Source organism: Deinococcus taeanensis (assembly GCF_020229735.1).
In the GTDB taxonomy this organism is placed as follows: Bacteria; Deinococcota; Deinococci; order Deinococcales; family Deinococcaceae; genus Deinococcus; species Deinococcus taeanensis.
In genome coordinates this window covers 2,325,028-2,341,852 of the sequence record NZ_CP083455.1, presented here as the reverse complement: position 1 = coordinate 2,341,852, position 16,825 = coordinate 2,325,028, and the positions used below count along the sequence as shown (strand labels likewise).

The following is a 16,825-nucleotide window of genomic DNA, read 5'->3' as shown; positions in this document are numbered from 1 at the left end:
CCCTCCAGGGAGCGAGCCGGCTCCTGACCCCGGCACGGGCGGTGTGCCGGGGCGCGCGGCGGTCGTGCCGCCCGGCTCCGTGCTGGACGGTAGCAGCTGCCCCCGTTTGGGGGAGACGCATTTCCGCTTGACTTTGTCCGGCCGGCCGGTGCGGCGCCCTGAAGATGAGAGCCGGGCCAAGACCCGCTCAGGCCCCTCAGGCTGGCGCGCTACACTGCGTCCACATGAATGCCAAGGTCATCGTCGTCACGTCCGGGAAGGGAGGCGTGGGTAAAACCACAACCACCGCCAACATTGGTGCGGCACTCGCGAAACTGGGTGAGAAGGTTGCCGTGATTGACGTGGACGTGGGCCTGCGCAACCTCGACGTGGTGATGGGCCTCGAATCCCGCGTGGTGTTCGACCTCGTGGACGTCCTGGAAGGCAAATGCCGCATGAGCCAGGCGCTGATCCGCGACAAGCGCGTGGAGAACCTGTTTCTGCTGCCCGCCAGCCAGACCCGCGACAAGGACGCCCTGGACCCCGAAGTGTTCAAGGGTGTCGTGCGGGACCTCGTGGAGAACGAGGGCTTCGACCGGATCCTGATTGACTCACCCGCCGGCATCGAGTCAGGCTTCAGGACGGCCGCCGCGCCCGCGCAGGGCGCGCTGGTGGTCGTGAACCCCGAGGTGTCCAGCGTCCGTGACGCCGACCGCATCATCGGGCTGCTCGAAGCGCAGCAGGTCAATGAGATCCGGCTGGTCATCAACCGCCTGCGGCCCAAGATGGTGGCCAGTGGCAACATGCTCAGCGAGGCGGACATCCTCGACATCCTGGGCGTGAAACCTATCGGTATCGTGCCGGAGGACGAGGGCATCATCGTCTCCACCAACGTGGGCGAACCGGCGGTGCTGGGCAAGACCAAGGCCGGCGAGGCGTTCATGGCGACCGCCCGCCGCCTGCGCGGCGAGGACATCCCGTACCCGAAGTTCGAGGAGGACCGGGGTTTCCTGGCGGCGCTGCGCCGGCTGTTCGGGGGGGCGTGACATGTTCTCCTGGATGAAACGCGGACGCACCAAGGAAACGCTCAAGGACCGGCTGGAACTGGTGCTGGCCTACGACCGCGCGCAGATTCCGCCCGGGAAGGTGGACGCCCTGCGCAACGACCTGCTGGAGGTCGTCAAGCGCTACTTCCCCACCGGGAACAGCAGCGTGGAGATCGAGCAGCGCGGCGACATGGTGGTCCTGATGGCGAACATTCCCTTGGATGAGGGCCCGGGGCCGGTTGGCGGAGCCCGGAGCCGCTAAACCATGAGGATTGCGGTGCTCGGGGACGTGCATGGCAACGCCTTTGCACTCGAGGCCGTGCTGGCCGATCTTCGCGCCTGCGCGCCGGACCTGACACTGAACCTCGGTGACACCGTGTGGGGGGCGGCCGATCCGGCGCGCGCCTGGGCGCTGCAGCTGGAGCACGCGCCCCCCACGGTGCGCGGCAACACGGACGAACTGGTGGCGGGCTGGCACCCGGACCGCTTTCCGGAGTGGCAGGCCTGGGTGACCGAACAGCTGCCCCCGGACCTGCCGGGGACGCTGGGGGCGCTGCCCACCACCGCGCAGCGTGCCGGAGGCGAGCTGCTGCTCGCTCACGGCGCGCCGCACACCACCTGGGACGCCCTGTTCGCCGGGCCGGACGGCCGCAGCGCGTCGCCTGCGGAACTCGAGGCGCGCGTGCAGGACTTTCCGGCGGCGCGGGTGGTGCTGATCGGCCACACGCACCAGGAGCAGCTGCGCAGCGTCCACGGCCTGACGTTCGTGAATGTGGGCGCGGTGTCCCGGCAGCTGCAGGGTGACCCGGCTGCCCGCTGGACCCTGCTGGAGCGCCGCGCCGGGCAGTGGAACGTCACGTTCCGCCGCGTGCCGTACAACGTGGAGGCGGCGGCCGCCTGGGCGGCCGCGCACTGCCCCATGGGGGCGCAGGAAGCCGAGCACCTGCGTACCGGACGGCCGCCGGGCTGAACGCTGACGCTTCTTACGAATGTCACGCCCGCACGCACTAGCCTGGGAGCGTGACATTCGCCACCCCCCGGAGCCGCCTTTGAAGTACGACCTGCGTTTTCCATTGCTGGTGACGCTGCTTCTCGTGGTGGGCCTCATGACGGTCAGCACCGCCGCCCTGTCCCCTCGCGTGTCCGAGGGAATCTTCACGAAGCAGCTGCTGGGCGTCGCGCTGGCCGCCGCGCCCATCGCGCTGCTGTGGTGGGCAGGCCGTGACCGGATCTACCGCTTCGCGCCGCACCTGTTCGGGCTGGCGCTGCTGCTGCAGGCCAGCACCTTCGTGATCGGCAAGGAGGTGAACGGGCAGAAGAACTGGATCATGCTCGGCCCGGTGCAGTTCCAGCCCCTGGAAATCACCAAGCTGGCCCTGATCCTGATGCTCGCCGTGATGCTGCGCAGCGGGTTCCGGGGGCTGCCCACCTACGCGCGCGCGCTGGCGGTGTTCGCGCCGGCCGCCGCGCTGGTCGTGGTTCAGGATTTCGGCGGCGCGATGGTGCTGAGCGTGATCTTCGGCGTCATGCTGCTGGCCGCCCGCATTCCCTGGTGGCACGCGGTCCTGGCGGTCCTGGCGGTCGGCGTGGCGGTGCCCACCGTGTTGTACCCGCACCTGGAACCGTACCAGCAGAAACGCCTCACCATCTTCCTCGACCCGTATAAAGACCCGCGCGGCGCCGGCTACCAGGTGATTCAGAGCGTCATTGCCGTCGGGTCCGGCGGACTGGAGGGCAAAGGGTACAAGCAGGGCAGCCAGTCGCACAACGGCTTCCTGCCCGAAGCGCACACGGATTTTGCGGTCTCCACGTGGCTGGAGGAACAGGGCCTGGTGGGCGGCGTGATCCTGCTGCTGCTGTACGGCGGGCTGCTGTGGGGCCTGGCGGGCATGGCTGCGCAGTCCCCCCGCCTGCAGGACCAGGTGCTGTTCGCCGGGGTGCTGGGGCAGATCGGGTTTCAGGTGGTCGAAAACATCGGCGCGGCCCTGAGCGTGCTGCCCCTGACCGGGATTACCCTGCCGCTGATCAGCTACGGGCTGAGCAGCCTGGTCAGTACGCTGAGCACGCTGGCCGTGGCGTACGTGGTGTACCGCGACCGTTACGAGGGCCAGATCTGAGCGCCAGGTGCCTGGCACAGCGCTGTGGACCTCGGCCAGAACGCCGAGGTGCGGTGGTCGGTGGGCCGGTACGCTGACGGCATGACCCGGTTCCGCGTGTTCATTGCCACCAGCCTGGACGGCTTCATTGCGCGGCTGGACGGCGCCCTGAACTGGCTGCCGGGCGCCACGCCGGATGGCGTGCCCCTGCCGCCCGGCGAAGATCACGGGTTCGGCGCGTTCATGGCGGGCGTGGAGGTGGTCGTGATGGGCCGCGGCACCTTCGAGGCGGTGCGGGCGTTCGATCCCTGGCCGTACGCCGGCCGGCACCTGATCGTGCTGAGCCGCACCCTGGGCGCGGCCGACATGCCCGAACGGCTGAGGGCGCACGTGGGGATCCGCGCCGGTCCGGTGGAGACCCTGGCGGGCGAGCTGCGGCGTGCGGGCGTGGGCGGCGTGTACGTGGATGGCGGGCAGGTGATTCAGGCGTTCCTGCGCGCCGGTCTGATAGATGAGCTGATCGTGACCCGGGTGCCGGTGCTGCTGGGGCAGGGCCGGCCTCTGTTCGGGCCGCTCGCACGGGACCTGTGGCTGGAGCATGTGCACACGCGGGCGTTCCCGTCGGGGCTGGTGCAGAGCACCTACCGTCCGCGCCCCTAGTCGGGTGGGCGCGCCGTGTCACACGCTGCACGTCACGGGATGAAGGGTTCTTTATGAAGCGTCCATCTGAACCCCTCCAGATGCTTTAAGAGATAAAGTGCTCCGCATGGAATACCGGAACCTCGGCAGAAGCGGTCTGAAAGTCAGCGAAGTGGCCCTGGGCGGCTGGGAAACGTACGGCATCAACCAGGACGCCTCCAGCATGGTCCGCGAAATCGTGACCGCCGCCTACGACGGCGGCGTGAACTTCTTCGATCAGGCCGACGTGTACGCCCGCGGGCGCAGCGAGGAACTCATGGGGGCCGCGCTGCGCGAATTCCCCCGGCACACCCTGGTGATCAGCTCCAAGGTCTACTGGCCCATGAGTGACGACGTGAACGACCGCGGCCTCAGCCGCAAGCACGTTCTGCACAGCATCGACGCCAGCCTCAAGCGCCTGGGCACCGACCACCTCGACATCTACTTCGCGCACCGTTACGACCCGGACGTGCCCATGGAGGAGATCGTCATGGCCTTCGACCAGGTGATCCGCGACGGCAAGGCCCTGTACTGGGGCACCAGCATGTGGCCCGCCGCCCGGATCGCCCAGGCCGTCGAATTCGCCCGCGCCAACGGCCTGCACGCTCCCGTCACCGAGCAGCCCGAGTACTCCATGATCCGCCGTGACCGCGTCGAGAACGAGATCCTGCCCTACACCGAAAGTGCCGGCGTGGGCCTCGTCGTGTGGAGCCCGCTCGCCATGGGCCTCCTGACCGGCAAGTACGACACCGGCCGCCCCGAAGGCGCCCGCCTCACCGAGAAGGACAACTGGGGCAAGAACTTCCTGACCGAGGACAACATCCAGAAGGTCCGCGACCTGAAATCCATCGCCGACGACCTCGGCATCACCCGCGCGCAACTGGCCCTCGCCTGGATCCTGCGTCAGAAAGGCGTGAGCAGCGTCATCACCGGCGCCACGAAAGTTCAGCAGATCGAAGACACCGTGAAGGCCGCCGGCGTGCGGCTGAGCAGTGACGTCATCGAGCAGATCGAGGGCGTCCTCACGCGCTGAGGCCAGTCGGGACCCAGGGAGGGGGCGGACGGCCGCGCAGGCCGCTCGCCCCCTCCCCGTGCCGTTCAGGCGCGCAGCTGACCCGGCGTGACCGGTTCACGCAACAGCCGCGCGTAGGCCGCCGTGCCGCCGCGCTCCAGTGCCGCACGCACCAGATCCCCCCCCACCGCGTACGTGAAGATGTACGCCCGGAAGTTCGGGTTCTGAAGAAAACGCAGCGACTGCGCCGCGCGGGCCTCACTCGCCAGGGCGTACGTCCGCAGGAACTCCAGCACCTCGCTCTCCGGCGCGCCGTCCGCGTGCAGCCGCATGGCCGCCTCGCCGCTCACGCTGGTCAGGGCCTTCTTCGCTTCGCCCGCCGCGAGGAACACCTGCACGTCTTCCGGGTTCACGCCCGCCACCGCTGACAGCTCACCGGTCAGCCACGCCTCCACCTCCCCGCGGGGCATCACCGCCCGCAGCGCGTTCACGGCGATGCCTTCAGATACCACGCACTCCGGCGCATTGATCAGCTGGACGCTGTGCTCCGCCCACCCGCGCTCCCGCACCAGGCGCGCTTCTTTCGTGGCGTGCTCCGTGTGGTGCCCCGGGTACCCCTCATGCGCCATCAGGTCGGGCAGGGCCGGCAGCACCACCGGCAGGTCCGTGTTGATGTCAATGCGGCTCTTCAGGTTCCCCAGCGGCCAGTTGTACCCGCTCCAGGGTTTGTCGTTCACCAGCCCTATCCTGAAATCCTCACCGTCCGGCAATCCGAAGACCCCCGCGACCCGCGCGCGCAACTCGGTCAGGATCGGCTGCGCCACCCGCAGAATGTCGCCGCGTGGCACGGCCAGCCGCCCGCGCAGCGCCTCCTCACGCTCGGCCAGGGTCCCGCTGCCGGGAAGCACGCGCTCCAGTTCGGCCAGTGCGCCGTCCAGCTGCGCGAGGTCCGCCCGCCTGGGTTCGATGTCGTACAGTCCACGGACCTCCGCCTCGTACGGCAGCGCCTCCCCGGCCAGCAGGCGCGCCATGGTGTGCATCGCGCGCACCTGCACCTCCAGCCACGCGCGCCGCTCCGGTTCGGCGACACCGGCCACGTCCGCCAGCAGCGCCTGCGCGTCCTGCTGCAACGCGGCCGGGTCGCGCTTCTCCCGCACCGCCCACTCGCGCGGCCCGCCGTACCCATCAATGAAACCGTCTGAATGCGCGTCGATGGCGTGCGCCAGCCGAACGTACCGTTCCGCGATCCTGTCTGTCATGCGCCGAAGGATAGGTCCTTCCGCCCGGCCCCGCGCAGCGGCCCGTCTTGCATCCAGGGATGACCGGCGCCAGTGGCGCCCCGCGGTCCGTCAGTCCCCGATGAACACCATCCGTTCGTACCGCCCGTCCGCATGCCGCGGCGGCAGGCCCGACTGCGCCGACACTTTCAGCTGTTTCAGGGCCGTGGCCACCGCCGGACCCTCGCCGTACACCCGGGTGGCCTCCACCGTTACCTGCACCTCCAGCCCGAGCGCGCCGCCCTCCGCCGTCACGCGCAGCACCACGCCCGGGCCCGGCACCTGGGCCACCTGCACCTGCGCCGGAAAAGCCGTGAGTTCAATCTGATGCCGGAGTGTCGCCTCGTCCATGAAGGCATTCTGACCGAAACGCCCCCGCGCACTCCCGCAGACCCTTTTATGCTGCGCACGTGACGCTGTTCGACCCGCCCGCCCCGCTGGCCGAAAGACTCCGGCCCCGCACCGTTGCGGAGGTCGTGGGCCAGACGCACCTGCTCGGCCCCGGCCGGCCCCTCACGCGCGTGCTGCAAAGCGGCCGCCTGGGCAGCCTGATCCTCTGGGGGCCGCCCGGCGTCGGCAAAACCACCCTCGCCCGGCTGCTGGCCGGTGAGGTCGGCGCGCACTTCATCGCGCTATCAGCCGTGAGTGCCGGCGTAAAGGACGTCCGCGAAGCCGTCACGGAAGCGGAACGCCTCCGCGCGCGCGGTCAGAAAACCATCCTGTTCCTCGACGAAATCCACCGTTTCAACAAGGCCCAGCAGGACGCCCTGCTGCCCCACGTGGAATCCGGTCTGCTGACCCTGATCGGCGCCACCACCGAGAACCCCAGCTTCGAGGTGAACCCCGCGCTGCGCTCCCGCGCACGCACCCTGGTCCTGGAGGCCCTCACGCCCGGCGACATCCGCAGCCTGCTCGAGCGGGCCCTGACCGACGAACGCGGCCTGGGCGGCGTCACCGCTCAGGCCGGCGCTCTCGACCTGCTCGCCCGGCTTGCCGAAGGGGACGCCCGGCGCGCCCTGAGCACCCTGGAAGTCGCCGCCACCCTCGCCAACCCCGTCACGCCCGACGCCATCACCGAAGCGTTCGGCCGGCACCTGCCGCAGATGGACAAGAACGGCGAGGACTTCTACAACCTGATCTCCGCACTGCACAAGAGCGTGCGCGGCAGTCACGTGGACGCCGCCCTGTACTGGCTGGCCCGCATGATCGAAGGCGGCGCTGACCCGATGTACGTCGCCCGGCGCGTGGTCCGCATGGCCGCCGAGGACATCGGTCTCGCCGACCCGCAGGCCCTGCGGCTCACCATCGCCGCGCGTGACACCGTCGAATTCCTCGGCAGTCCTGAAGGTGACCTCGCCCTGGCGCAGGCCATCGTGTACCTCACCCTGGCGCCCAAAAGCAACAGCGTGTACGTCGCCTGGAAAAACGCCCTGAACGCCGTGCGGAGCGGCGAGAGCCTCCCCATCCCCCTGCACCTGCGCAACGCTCCCACCGGCCTGATGCGGCAACAGGGCTACGGCCAGGGGTACGCCTACTACTTCGACGACCCTGCGGGCAGTTTCCAGCAGGCGTACCTGCCCGATCACGTGCAGCTCGACCTGTACGCCCCCACCGGCGAAGGCTGGGAGGCCCGCATCGCCGAACGGTGGCGCAAACTCAGACAGGCCCACGGCGCAGGGAACACGCCAGAAGAGAGGGGCGCACAAGCGGAGAGCACACAGGAGAGAAAGGTGGACGAAAGCGGCGCCGACCACTGAGGAACCGAGTGGACCGGGGTGGCCCCCTTACTGCCACCATGCAGGCTTGGTCCTGAGCCCGCTCCCTGTGCCGTGCGAAGCGCCCGGAGCCCGGTGCGGGGCGAATTGCGTCAAGGCTTTCTAAGCCACTCGGCGCACGGTTATGGCGGCGCGGGGCCGCTATGCTCCTGCTTGAGATGTCCTTTGATGCCCGCGCCCTGTCTGCCCTGGATTTCCCCCGCGTTCTCGCTGCTCTGGCCGAGCGGAGCGCCACGTCGCTGGGTGTGGAGCGCGCGCGGGCACTGCGGCCGTCGGATGACGCCGGGCGGATCGCGCGCGAACTCGATGAGGTGGAAGACGCGCTGTTCGGCGTGAGCCTCAGCCTGGGCGGCATTCAGGACATCCGGGAACTGCACGCCCGGGCGGGCGAGGGGCGGGTGCTGGCCGGACAGGAACTGCTCACCGCGGCGTACTCGCTGGACGGCGCCATGACCGTGAAGCGCGCCATCACCGCGAACTCGCGCGGACCGCTGCGCGAGCTCGCGCAGGATCTCGGGGATCACAGTGAACTGGTGCGCCGGGTGCTGTCCGCGCTGGACCGGGACGGCGGCGTGCGGGATGAAGCCAGCCCGCGCCTGCGTGACCTGCGCAAGCGCATCGACCCGCTGCGCGGCCGCATCCGGGAGCGGCTGGCCGCCACGCTGGACAAGTGGGCCGACGTCCTGCAGGAGCACATCGTCACCATCCGCCGCGACCGGTACGTGCTGCCGGTGCAGGCCAGCCGGGTGGGTCAGGTGCAGGGCATCATTGTGGACGCCAGCGCCACCGGACAGACGTACTTCGTGGAGCCCGCCGCCGTGACGCAGCTGAACAACGAGCTGACCCGCCTGATCCTGGATGAGGAGGCCGAAGTCCGGCGGATTCTGACTGAACTGTCCGGCCTGCTCGCCTCGGACGCCGCGGTCCCCGTGACGCTCGCGGCGATCGGCGAACTGGACCTGATCGCCGCCAAGGCCCGACTGGCGCGGGACTGGCGCCTGAACCGCCCTGAGCAGGTCAATGACGGCTCGTACGACCTGCGCGAGGTGCGCCACCCACTGATCGAGAATCCGGTCGCCAATGACCTCGCTCTGGGTGAAACGAAGCTGCTGCTCATCACCGGCCCGAACATGGGCGGGAAAACCGCGACCATCAAGACGCTGGGCCTGGCGGTCCTGATGCACCAGTGCGGCATGTACGTCGCGGCTGCCAGCGCGCGCCTGCCGGTGGTGCGGGACGTGCTGGTGGACATCGGCGATGAGCAGAGTATCGAGGCGAGCCTCTCCACCTTTGCCAGCCACCTCAAGCACCTGCGGTACGTGCTGCGCCACGCGGCGCCCGACACGCTGGTGCTCGTGGACGAGCTGGGTTCAGGCACCGACCCGAACGAGGGCGCGGCACTGGCCCAGGCGCTGATCGAGTGCCTGCTCACGCAGGACGCGCGCGGCGTGATCACCTCGCACCTCTCGCCCCTGAAGCTGTTCGCCCTGGAAACCCCCGGCCTGAAAAACGCCAGCATGGGTTTCGACGTGAACACGCTTGCCCCCACGTACGCCCTGCAGGTGGGGCAGCCGGGCCGGTCGTTCGCGCTGGCAATCGCCCAGCGCATGGGCCTGCCTGCCGGCGTCCTGAAGCGCGCCGAGGACCTGCTGGGTCCCGACGCGGGCCTGATGGAACGCATGCTTGAGGGCCTGGAACGCGAACGGGCCGAGCTGCGCGCGCAGCTGGACGCCACCGCCGCCGCCCGCCGTGACGCGGAAGCCGAACTGGGCCGCGTACGCCACGAACGCGAAACCCTGGAAGTGCGCCGCAACGAGATGCTCGCAGAGGCCGCGCAGAAGGCCGAGTCGCTGTACGCCGACGCTGTTGAACGGGTCCGCACGCTGCGCGCCCGCGCGCAGGAGGACAGCGCCCGCCCGCGCGTCATGCAGGAACTCCGCGAACTGCGCGCCGCGGCGCAGAAAGCCCGCCCGGCCCCCGTGGTCCGTGAGGACCGCGGCGATCCGATCCGCGTGGGCAGCCGCGTGGACGTCCCCGCGTACAACGCCGCCGGGCAGGTGCTGGAACTGCGCGGTGATGACCTCGTGGTGCAGCTGGGCGTCATGAAGGTCGGCGTTAAACGCCGCGACGTGCGGCTCAAGCAGGACCCGAAGGTCGAGGCCCCCAGGACCCGCGGGCCGCGTTTCACCGGCACGACCGCCACCACCTTCCAGAACGAACTGCAACTGCGGGGCATGGGCGTCGAGGAGGCGGTGGAGGAACTGCGGACCGCCATCCTCGAAGCGCACGCCCTGAAAGAAAGTCCTCTGCGAGTCGTCCACGGCAAGGGACAGGGGGTGCTGCGCCGGCTCCTGCGCGAGTACCTGAAAACAGACCGCAAGGTTGAGTCCTTTCATGACGCTGAAGCGAACCAGGGCGGGCACGGCGTGACCATCGTGAACATCCGCCGCTGATCCCGGCGGCTCTATCAGGGGCACTTGGGCCCTGGGAGCTTCGCTTCGTTGTGGGCCAACCTCGTCGCTTCTCCAGGTGACGTGCGGGTGGCGGTGGGTCTGCCTGGTGCGTTCCGGGCTGTCCACGATGGCGCGTTCAGGCGCGGTACACAGGGCCCTGCGGTGGGGGCCGCGCGGGTGATAGCGTCGCCCGCGTGAGTGGTGTCTCGTCTCCTTCCGGTGTTCCGCAGCCGCGGCTGTCAGGGCCGCTGCTTGCGGTGGGCAGCGCGGCGTTTTTTACGCTGGGTGTGCTGCAGGCCATGTACGGTCCGGCGTTTCCGCTGTTTCAGGCGCGGTTCGGGGTCAGTACGGCGGTGGTGGGCGTGATTGCCAGCGCGCACTTTCTGGGGTCGGCGGTGGCGCCGCCACTGGTGGGTCTGGCGCTGCGGCGCATGAGTGTGCGCGCCGGCGTGTCCTGGAGTCTGCTGTTGCTGGCCCTTGGGGTGCTGGGCGTGACGGCTGCGCCGGCTTGGTCCGTCGCGGTGCTGTGTGCGTTCCTGGGGGGGCTGGGGTTCGGGGGGGTGAGTGCGTGCCTGAATGCGGCGTACGCGAGCGTGGGGGCGCGGGCCGTGAACCTCGTGAACGCGGTGTTCGGAGTGGGCAGCATGCTCTCGCCGCTGATCGTGTCCGGGCTGGGCGGGGGAAGTGGCGCTGAGGGTGGGCTGGCCGGGCCGTTTCTGACGGTGGTGGCCTTGTGCGGCGTGTCGTTCGTGGTGGGGCGGGTCTGGGGCGTGCCGGGCATTGCGGCCGCGCCGGCCGGTGCGGGGCCGGCGCGGCCGGGGGTGCAGGCGGCGCTGTTTGCAGGGCTGGTCATCTGTTACGTGGGCATGGAGGCCGGCTACGGCGCGTGGACGGCGCGGTACCTGACGGAGCTGGGGGTGCCGGGCGCGGCCGTGATCCTGAGTGCGTTCTGGGCGGCGCTCACGGTGGGGCGGGTACTGACGGGCATGTTTGCCGGCCGCCTGGCGCCGCACCGGGTGGTGGTGTGGTGCGCGGCGGCGCTGGTGATGTGTGCCGGAGCGGCGCGTGTGCCGGCCCTGGCGCCGGGCGCGGTGGTGCTGGCGGGGCTGGCCCTGGCGCCGGTGTTCGGGACGACGCTGGCGTGGCTGTCGCGGGCGCTGTCGGCGCGCCTGGTGCCGGTGCTGCTGGTGGCCGGGTCGGTGGGCGGCGTGGTGGCGCCGGCGTTGCTGGGGGCGTTGTTCGCGCGGTGGGGCGCGCCGGCCATTCCGTCGGGGCTGCTGGTGCTGGCGGTGCTGATGGGGGTGTTCACGCTGCTGGTGCGGCGCGGGGAGCGGGCCGCCTAGCAGACCTCGTTGTCAGGGGTGGGGGTGTGTGGCAGAATGCGCGGCGACTTCTCACCCAATTCAGTTTCAAGTCCTTGCCGGGAGAGGCCCGGTGGCGTAACGGAGGCTCAAGAGTGGCACAGGCGACCAGACAGGTGAAACTCACGCGCGAAGGGTTCGACCGGCTTCAGAAGACGCTGGATCAGGAGATGAAGCGCCTGGCGGAAGCGACCCGCATTCTGCAGGAGCAGATGGAAACGAATTCCGACACCGAGGACACGGGGCTGGAAGACGCCAAGCGCGAGAAGATGAACATCGAGGCGCGCATCGAGGAGCTGGAAGACACCCTGGCGCGCGCCACAGTTATTGAGGACCACGAGAATGAAGGGCGCGTGGAGCTGGGTGCGATCGTGGTGTTGTCCAACGAGGCCACCAAGAAGGACATGAAGGTGCAGGTCGTGAGTGCCGCCGAGGCCACCGTGACCGGCGGGAGCCTGCCGCGGGTCAGTGAGGACAGCCCGGTGGGGAAAGAACTCATGGGCCGCCGGAAAGGGGAGACGTTCGTGGTGAACCTCGACAACGGCAAGCAGATGAAGTACAAGGTCAGGAGCATCGAGTACTGACCGCCCGGCGCTGACCCTCAGCCGCGCCCCGCCGCCCCTGCCGGGTGGTGTGGGCGCGGCCTATACTGGCGGTTATGTCTGATGGTTTCCCCTCCCCGCGCCGCGAGGGTCTGCACGAGCAGACCGTCAGCCGCCTGAACAACCTGGATGCCCAGGTCGCGGCTGGTTTCGAGGCCTACCCGTACACCTACCCGCGCACCCACTACGCCCGTGACGTGCTGGCCGCGCACCCGGCCAACGCGGAGGGGCAGCTGGATCCCGGTCAGGAGTGGCCGGAGGAGGAGTACGCCCTGGCAGGCCGCGTGACCCTGATGCGGCACATGGGCAAGGCGGCGTTCGCGGACCTGAACGATGAGTTCGGGAAGATCCAGCTGCACTTCTCCAGGCAGGAGACCGAGAATTTCGATCCCACGAAAAAGATTGATCTGGGCGACATTATCGGCGTGCGGGGCGTGCCGTTCGTCACGCGCACCGGTCAGCTGACGCTGCGGGTGACGTCCTGGCAGCCGCTCGTCAAGAGTCTGCATCCGCTGCCCAGCAAGTTCCACGGCCTGCAGGACGAGGAGCTGCGTGCCCGGCGCCGGTACGTGGACCTGATGATCAACCCGGAGAGCCGTGAGGTGTACCGCACGCGCTCGCGGATGCTGCGGTTCATCCGGAATTTCCTGGACAGCCGCGACTTCATGGAGGTCGAAGGGCCGACCCTGCAGGTTGTGCCTGGAGGCACGGAAGCCAAACCGTTCAAAACGTTCCATAACGCGCTGTCGCACGAGTTCAGCCTGCGCATCAGTCTGGAACTGTACCTCAAGCGGCTGCTGGTGGGCGGCTTCGAGCGGGTGTACGAAATCGGGCGCAACTACCGCAACGAGGGCGTCGACCGGACGCACAACCCGGAATTCACGATGCTGGAGGCGTACTTCGCGTACGGGGACTACAACGACATGATGCGGCTCGTGGAGCAGCTGCTGCATGATCTCGTGGTGGAACTCAAGGGGGAGCCGAAACTGACGTACCAGGGCCGCGAACTGGATTTCTCGCTGCCGTTCCGGCGCCTGGATTTCGTGACGACCCTCAGGGAGCAGGCGGGCCTGGACTTTGACCCGCTGGACCTGGTGAAACTGCGTGCCTGGAGTGATGAGCGCCACCCGGAACTGCGGAAGGTGCCGGATTACAAGCTGCTGGACAAACTCAGTGGTGAGTACGTGGAGCCGCTGCTGCACAATCCGACCTTCCTGACGGACATGCCGCTGGCGATCAGTCCGCTGGTGAAGGTGCACCGTGAGCGTGCGGGCCTGGCGGAGCGTGCCGATCTGTTCGTGGCGGGCTTTGAGCTGGCGCCCATCTACTCGGAGCTGAATGACGCGCTGGATCAGCGGGCGCGGTTTGAGGCGCAGACGGCGCGCCGCGAGGCGGGGGACGACGAGGCGCACGAGCAGGACGAGGATTTCCTCATGGCCCTGGAGTACGGCATGCCGCCCACGGCGGGGATGGGGATGGGCATGGACCGCCTCGCCATGCTGATGACGGACCGGGATTCCATCCGGGACGTGCTGCTGTTTCCGCTGTTGCGGCCGGAAGGCACGGCCGGACCGGGCGAGGAGGAGGGCGCGGCCGAAGTCACGGGCTGAGCATGCCGGGGGGCAGGGGCAAGGTGAGACCTTGCTCCTGTTTCGTTGGCGGGGGTGTGGGGTGTCCCATCCACCGGGGCCCCCATCGGGGGCGAACGAAAAAACGTCGTCTGGAACGGCCATTTTCTGATCATCTCCGGCGGGCTTGCTCTGAAGGTAATCCTGCGACTTCTGTGAAGCGCTTCCATTAATTCGTTCGTTTGACAAACAAAACTACTCAAGTGCACCATGACTTCACGCAAGCTTTACCTGACCCAACAGTCGGACCCGCCGACTGCACACCACCTGTCCCAACGGTTGCCTGACCGTGGGCTCACCCGAGGTTGCCCAGCCATGCTGCACGCCGAACACCACACCCCGGACACCCTGGACCTCGCGGCCATCCGCGCGCGGCACACCCTGCTGCTGCTCGGCCTGCTGTGGGACCGGGATCTGGCCCGCGTGGATATCGCCCGTGAACTCGGCCTGTCACGCAGCGCCATCAGCTCCATCGTCACCGAACTGATCAGCGTTGGCCTCGTGCAGGAAGTCGGCACGCGCGGCAGCGGCGGCGTCGGCCGGCGCGCCACCATGCTCAACCTCAACACCCGCGCCGCCACACTGCTCGCCATCGACCTCGGGGCCAGCCACGCCCGCGTGGACGTCCTGGACCTGCACTGCCGCACGCTCGCCAGCCAGACCGTTCCGCACGACATCATGCGCGGCCCGCACCTCACCTACGCCCTGCTACGCGACCTCAGCGCCCAGGTGATGCAGGAAGCGGGCGTGCAGCCCGCCCACGTTGCCCTGGTCGGCATTGGCGTACCCGGCCCCGTGGACCACGACACCGGCCGCGTCGTGCAGCCCCCCAACATGCCCGGCTGGGACGGTGAGAACATCCGCGAAGCCCTGCAGGGTCAGCTGAACCTGGAAGTGCTCGTGGACAACGACGCCAACCTGGGCGCCCTGGCTGAAGCCCGCTTCGGCGCCCACCGCGGCATTCAGGACCTCATCTACGTGAAAGCCGCCACCGGTATCGGCGCCGGCGTCCTGCTCGGCGGGCGCCTGCACCGCGGCATGCGCGGCGGCGCAGGAGAGATTGGGCACATCAGCATCAACGAGCAGGGCCCCGTGGGCCGCAGCGGCAACCCCGGCAGCCTGGAAAGCTACGCGGCCGCGCAGGTGCTCGTGAACCACGCCCGCACCCTGCGGCGTCAGGGCCTTCCCAGCGCGCTGCCAGACCCCATTACCCTGGAGGCCCTGCTGGCCCACGCCAGCACCGACCCACTGGCACGCGCCGTGTGGGAGGAAGCCGGGCACCACCTGGGCGTGGCCATCAGTACCACCCTGAACCTGTTCAACCCGGCCGCCGTGGTCATCGGCGGGCGCCTCTCGCAGGCGGGCGACGTGCTGCTGCGCGCCGTGCGCACCAGCGCTCAGAGCCGCACCATGCGCATCAATGCCGACCGCACCCGCATCGACCTGGGCACCCTGGGCCGCGACGCCGGCGTGCTGGGCGCCGGCGCCATGATGCTCGACTCCCTCTTCACACCACGGGGCCTGCCGCACCTGTACGGCATTGCCCGCATGAATCAGAACGCCCGTGACATCGCGGCCAGCCGCGCTCCTCCCCCTGCGGCCCACGCCACCCCGCCCCTACAGATCCCCACTGTTTCTCACGGAGGAACCCCATGAAAAAAGCACTGTTGCTCGCCGCCGCCCTCGCCGTCACCACCAGCGCCTCTGCCGCTGGAAAACTGGAGATCTTCTCCTGGTGGTCCGGTGACGAAGGTCCCGCCCTCGAAGCGCTCGTCAAGCTGTACAAGCAGAAGTACCCCTCGGTGAACGTGGACAACGCCACCGTGTCCGGCGGCGCCGGCACCAACGCCAAAGCCGTGCTGAAAACCCGCATGCTGGGCGGCACCCCGCCCGACTCCTTCCAGGCGCACGCCGGTCAGGAACTCATCGGCACCTGGGTCGTCGCCGGGCGCATGGAGGACCTCAGCAGCCTGTTCAAGAGCGAAGGCTGGGACAAGGTCTTTCCCAAGGACCTCGTCAAGCTGATCAGCACCAACGGCAAGCCCTGGAGCGTGCCCGTCAACGTGCACCGCAGCAACGTCATGTGGTACAACCCCGCCAAGCTCAAGACCTGGGGCGTCACCGTGCCCAAAACCTGGCCTGAATTCATCAAGACCTGCGCCACCCTGAAAGGCAAGGGCGTCGCCGCGCCCCTCGTCGTGGGCGAGAACTGGACCCAGCAGCACCTCTGGGAGAGCGTCATGATCGGCACCCTCGGCGCCCAGGGCTGGGAAAACCTGTGGTCCGGCAAGCTGAAGTTCAGCGACCCCCGAGTGGTCGGGGCGTTCACCACCTTCGGGCAGGTCATGGACTGCGCCAACAAGGACGCCAGCGGCCTGAGCTGGCAGCAGGCCAGTGACCGCATCATCGACGGCACCAGCGCTTTCAACATCATGGGTGACTGGGCCGCCGGCTACTTCACCACCACCAAGAAACTCACCCCCAACGCCGGCTTCGGCTGGGCCGCCGCTCCCGGCACCACCAAGACCTTCGTGATGCTCGCCGACTCCTTCGGCCTGCCCAAGGGCGCCAAGGACCGCGCCGAGGCCCTCAACTGGCTCAAGGTGCTGGGCAGCAAGGCCGGTCAGGACGCCTTCAACCCCCTCAAGGGCTCCATCGCCGCGCGGACTGACAGCGACCTGAGCAAGTACAACACGTACAGCAAGAGCGCCGCCGCCGACTGGAAGAGCAACAAGATTGTGGGCTCCATGGTGCACGGCGCCGTTGCCCCCGAAAGCTTCACCAGCGCCTTCGGCGCCGTGATCGACCAGTTCGTGTCCAGCAAGAACGCGCAGGGCGCCGCCGCCGCCGCGCAGCAGCTGGCCGTCCGCGCTGGCATCAGCAAGTAAACGCCTTTAGCGGTGCGCGGCCGGCCGCGC

At 68.9% G+C, this 16,825-nt stretch carries 15 protein-coding genes; 13 read left to right on the top strand and 2 right to left on the bottom strand.

The window, feature by feature from the left end; all coding sequences use genetic code 11:
* The first annotated feature begins 224 nt into the window (after positions 1–224).
* The 6 genes from minD (at position 225) to LAJ19_RS11250 (ending at position 4,832) form a co-directional block, all read left to right on the top strand.
* The gene (gene minD / locus LAJ19_RS11275) at positions 225–1,025 is read left to right on the top strand and encodes a septum site-determining protein MinD (protein WP_225475845.1); all 801 of its coding nucleotides are present in this window, start codon (positions 225–227) and stop codon (positions 1,023–1,025) included.
* A gap of 1 nt (position 1,026) precedes the next feature.
* On the top strand, positions 1,027–1,287 hold the full coding sequence (minE, locus tag LAJ19_RS11270) for a cell division topological specificity factor MinE (protein WP_225475844.1): 261 nt from the start codon (positions 1,027–1,029) through the stop codon (positions 1,285–1,287).
* A gap of 3 nt (positions 1,288–1,290) precedes the next feature.
* Positions 1,291–1,995 carry a metallophosphoesterase family protein gene (locus LAJ19_RS11265; protein ID WP_225475843.1) on the top strand — a complete coding sequence of 235 codons (705 nt, stop codon included), beginning with the start codon at positions 1,291–1,293 and terminating at the stop codon, positions 1,993–1,995.
* Positions 1,996–2,074: 79 nt separating this feature from the next.
* Positions 2,075–3,142: an FtsW/RodA/SpoVE family cell cycle protein gene (locus tag LAJ19_RS11260; protein WP_225475842.1), complete on the top strand. Its 1,068-nt coding sequence runs from the start codon at positions 2,075–2,077 to the stop codon at positions 3,140–3,142.
* An 81-nt stretch (positions 3,143–3,223) separates the two neighbouring features.
* Positions 3,224–3,781 carry a dihydrofolate reductase family protein gene (locus tag LAJ19_RS11255; protein WP_225475841.1) on the top strand — a complete coding sequence of 186 codons (558 nt, stop codon included), beginning with the start codon at positions 3,224–3,226 and terminating at the stop codon, positions 3,779–3,781.
* Positions 3,782–3,887: 106 nt separating this feature from the next.
* Entirely contained in the window at positions 3,888–4,832 is a 945-nt protein-coding gene (locus tag LAJ19_RS11250; RefSeq protein WP_225475840.1) for an aldo/keto reductase family protein, read from the top strand.
* A gap of 65 nt (positions 4,833–4,897) precedes the next feature.
* Here the strand turns inward: LAJ19_RS11250 and LAJ19_RS11245 are convergent, their stop codons facing one another.
* Both LAJ19_RS11245 and LAJ19_RS11240 read right to left on the bottom strand, forming a co-directional pair.
* Positions 4,898–6,070 carry a DUF885 domain-containing protein gene (locus tag LAJ19_RS11245; protein WP_225475839.1) on the bottom strand — a complete coding sequence of 391 codons (1,173 nt, stop codon included), beginning with the start codon at positions 6,068–6,070 and terminating at the stop codon, positions 4,898–4,900.
* Positions 6,071–6,160: 90 nt separating this feature from the next.
* Entirely contained in the window at positions 6,161–6,439 is a 279-nt protein-coding gene (locus LAJ19_RS11240; protein ID WP_225475838.1) for a hypothetical protein, read from the bottom strand.
* A gap of 59 nt (positions 6,440–6,498) precedes the next feature.
* Between LAJ19_RS11240 and LAJ19_RS11235 the strand changes: the two genes are divergently transcribed.
* The 7 genes from LAJ19_RS11235 to LAJ19_RS11205 all read left to right on the top strand — a co-directional run bounded on the left by LAJ19_RS11235 (position 6,499) and on the right by LAJ19_RS11205 (position 16,795).
* Positions 6,499–7,845: a replication-associated recombination protein A gene (locus tag LAJ19_RS11235; protein WP_225475837.1), complete on the top strand. Its 1,347-nt coding sequence runs from the start codon at positions 6,499–6,501 to the stop codon at positions 7,843–7,845.
* A gap of 176 nt (positions 7,846–8,021) precedes the next feature.
* Positions 8,022–10,316, top strand: a complete 2,295-nt coding sequence (locus LAJ19_RS11230; protein ID WP_225475836.1) for an endonuclease MutS2 — start codon at positions 8,022–8,024, stop codon at positions 10,314–10,316.
* Between the two features lie 194 nt (positions 10,317–10,510).
* Positions 10,511–11,659 (top strand): MFS transporter, encoded by a 1,149-nt coding sequence (locus LAJ19_RS11225; protein ID WP_225475835.1) that lies wholly within the window; start codon positions 10,511–10,513, stop codon positions 11,657–11,659.
* A 113-nt stretch (positions 11,660–11,772) separates the two neighbouring features.
* A complete protein-coding gene (locus tag LAJ19_RS11220; RefSeq protein WP_225475834.1) occupies positions 11,773–12,261 on the top strand; it encodes a GreA/GreB family elongation factor in 489 nt (162 codons plus the stop codon).
* 74 nt (positions 12,262–12,335) lie between these two features.
* Positions 12,336–13,889 carry a lysine--tRNA ligase gene (gene lysS, locus LAJ19_RS11215; RefSeq protein ID WP_225475833.1) on the top strand — a complete coding sequence of 518 codons (1,554 nt, stop codon included), beginning with the start codon at positions 12,336–12,338 and terminating at the stop codon, positions 13,887–13,889.
* A gap of 333 nt (positions 13,890–14,222) precedes the next feature.
* Positions 14,223–15,563 carry an ROK family transcriptional regulator gene (locus LAJ19_RS11210; RefSeq protein ID WP_225475832.1) on the top strand — a complete coding sequence of 447 codons (1,341 nt, stop codon included), beginning with the start codon at positions 14,223–14,225 and terminating at the stop codon, positions 15,561–15,563.
* Positions 15,560–16,795, top strand: coding sequence for an ABC transporter substrate-binding protein (locus LAJ19_RS11205; RefSeq protein WP_225475831.1), 1,236 nt, complete (start codon positions 15,560–15,562; stop codon positions 16,793–16,795). The genes LAJ19_RS11210 and LAJ19_RS11205 overlap by 4 nt, the downstream gene beginning before the upstream one ends.
* The last annotated feature ends 30 nt before the right edge of the window (positions 16,796–16,825 follow it).

Bases quoted from the DNA above. Each gene is read 5' to 3' on its own strand.
- minE (WP_225475844.1), top strand. From the start codon at position 1,027: ATGTTCTCCTGGATGAAACGCGGACGCACCAAGGAAACGCTCAAGGAC.
- LAJ19_RS11230 (WP_225475836.1), top strand. From the start codon at position 8,022: ATGTCCTTTGATGCCCGCGCCCTGTCTGCCCTGGATTTCCCCCGCGTT.
- LAJ19_RS11240 (WP_225475838.1), bottom strand. From the start codon at position 6,439: ATGGACGAGGCGACACTCCGGCATCAGATTGAACTCACGGCTTTTCCG.
- LAJ19_RS11255 (WP_225475841.1), top strand. From the start codon at position 3,224: ATGACCCGGTTCCGCGTGTTCATTGCCACCAGCCTGGACGGCTTCATT.
- lysS (WP_225475833.1), top strand. From the start codon at position 12,336: ATGTCTGATGGTTTCCCCTCCCCGCGCCGCGAGGGTCTGCACGAGCAG.
- LAJ19_RS11250 (WP_225475840.1), top strand. From the start codon at position 3,888: ATGGAATACCGGAACCTCGGCAGAAGCGGTCTGAAAGTCAGCGAAGTG.
- minD (WP_225475845.1), top strand. From the start codon at position 225: ATGAATGCCAAGGTCATCGTCGTCACGTCCGGGAAGGGAGGCGTGGGT.
- LAJ19_RS11245 (WP_225475839.1), bottom strand. From the start codon at position 6,070: ATGACAGACAGGATCGCGGAACGGTACGTTCGGCTGGCGCACGCCATC.
- LAJ19_RS11205 (WP_225475831.1), top strand. From the start codon at position 15,560: ATGAAAAAAGCACTGTTGCTCGCCGCCGCCCTCGCCGTCACCACCAGC.
- LAJ19_RS11265 (WP_225475843.1), top strand. From the start codon at position 1,291: ATGAGGATTGCGGTGCTCGGGGACGTGCATGGCAACGCCTTTGCACTC.
- LAJ19_RS11210 (WP_225475832.1), top strand. From the start codon at position 14,223: ATGCTGCACGCCGAACACCACACCCCGGACACCCTGGACCTCGCGGCC.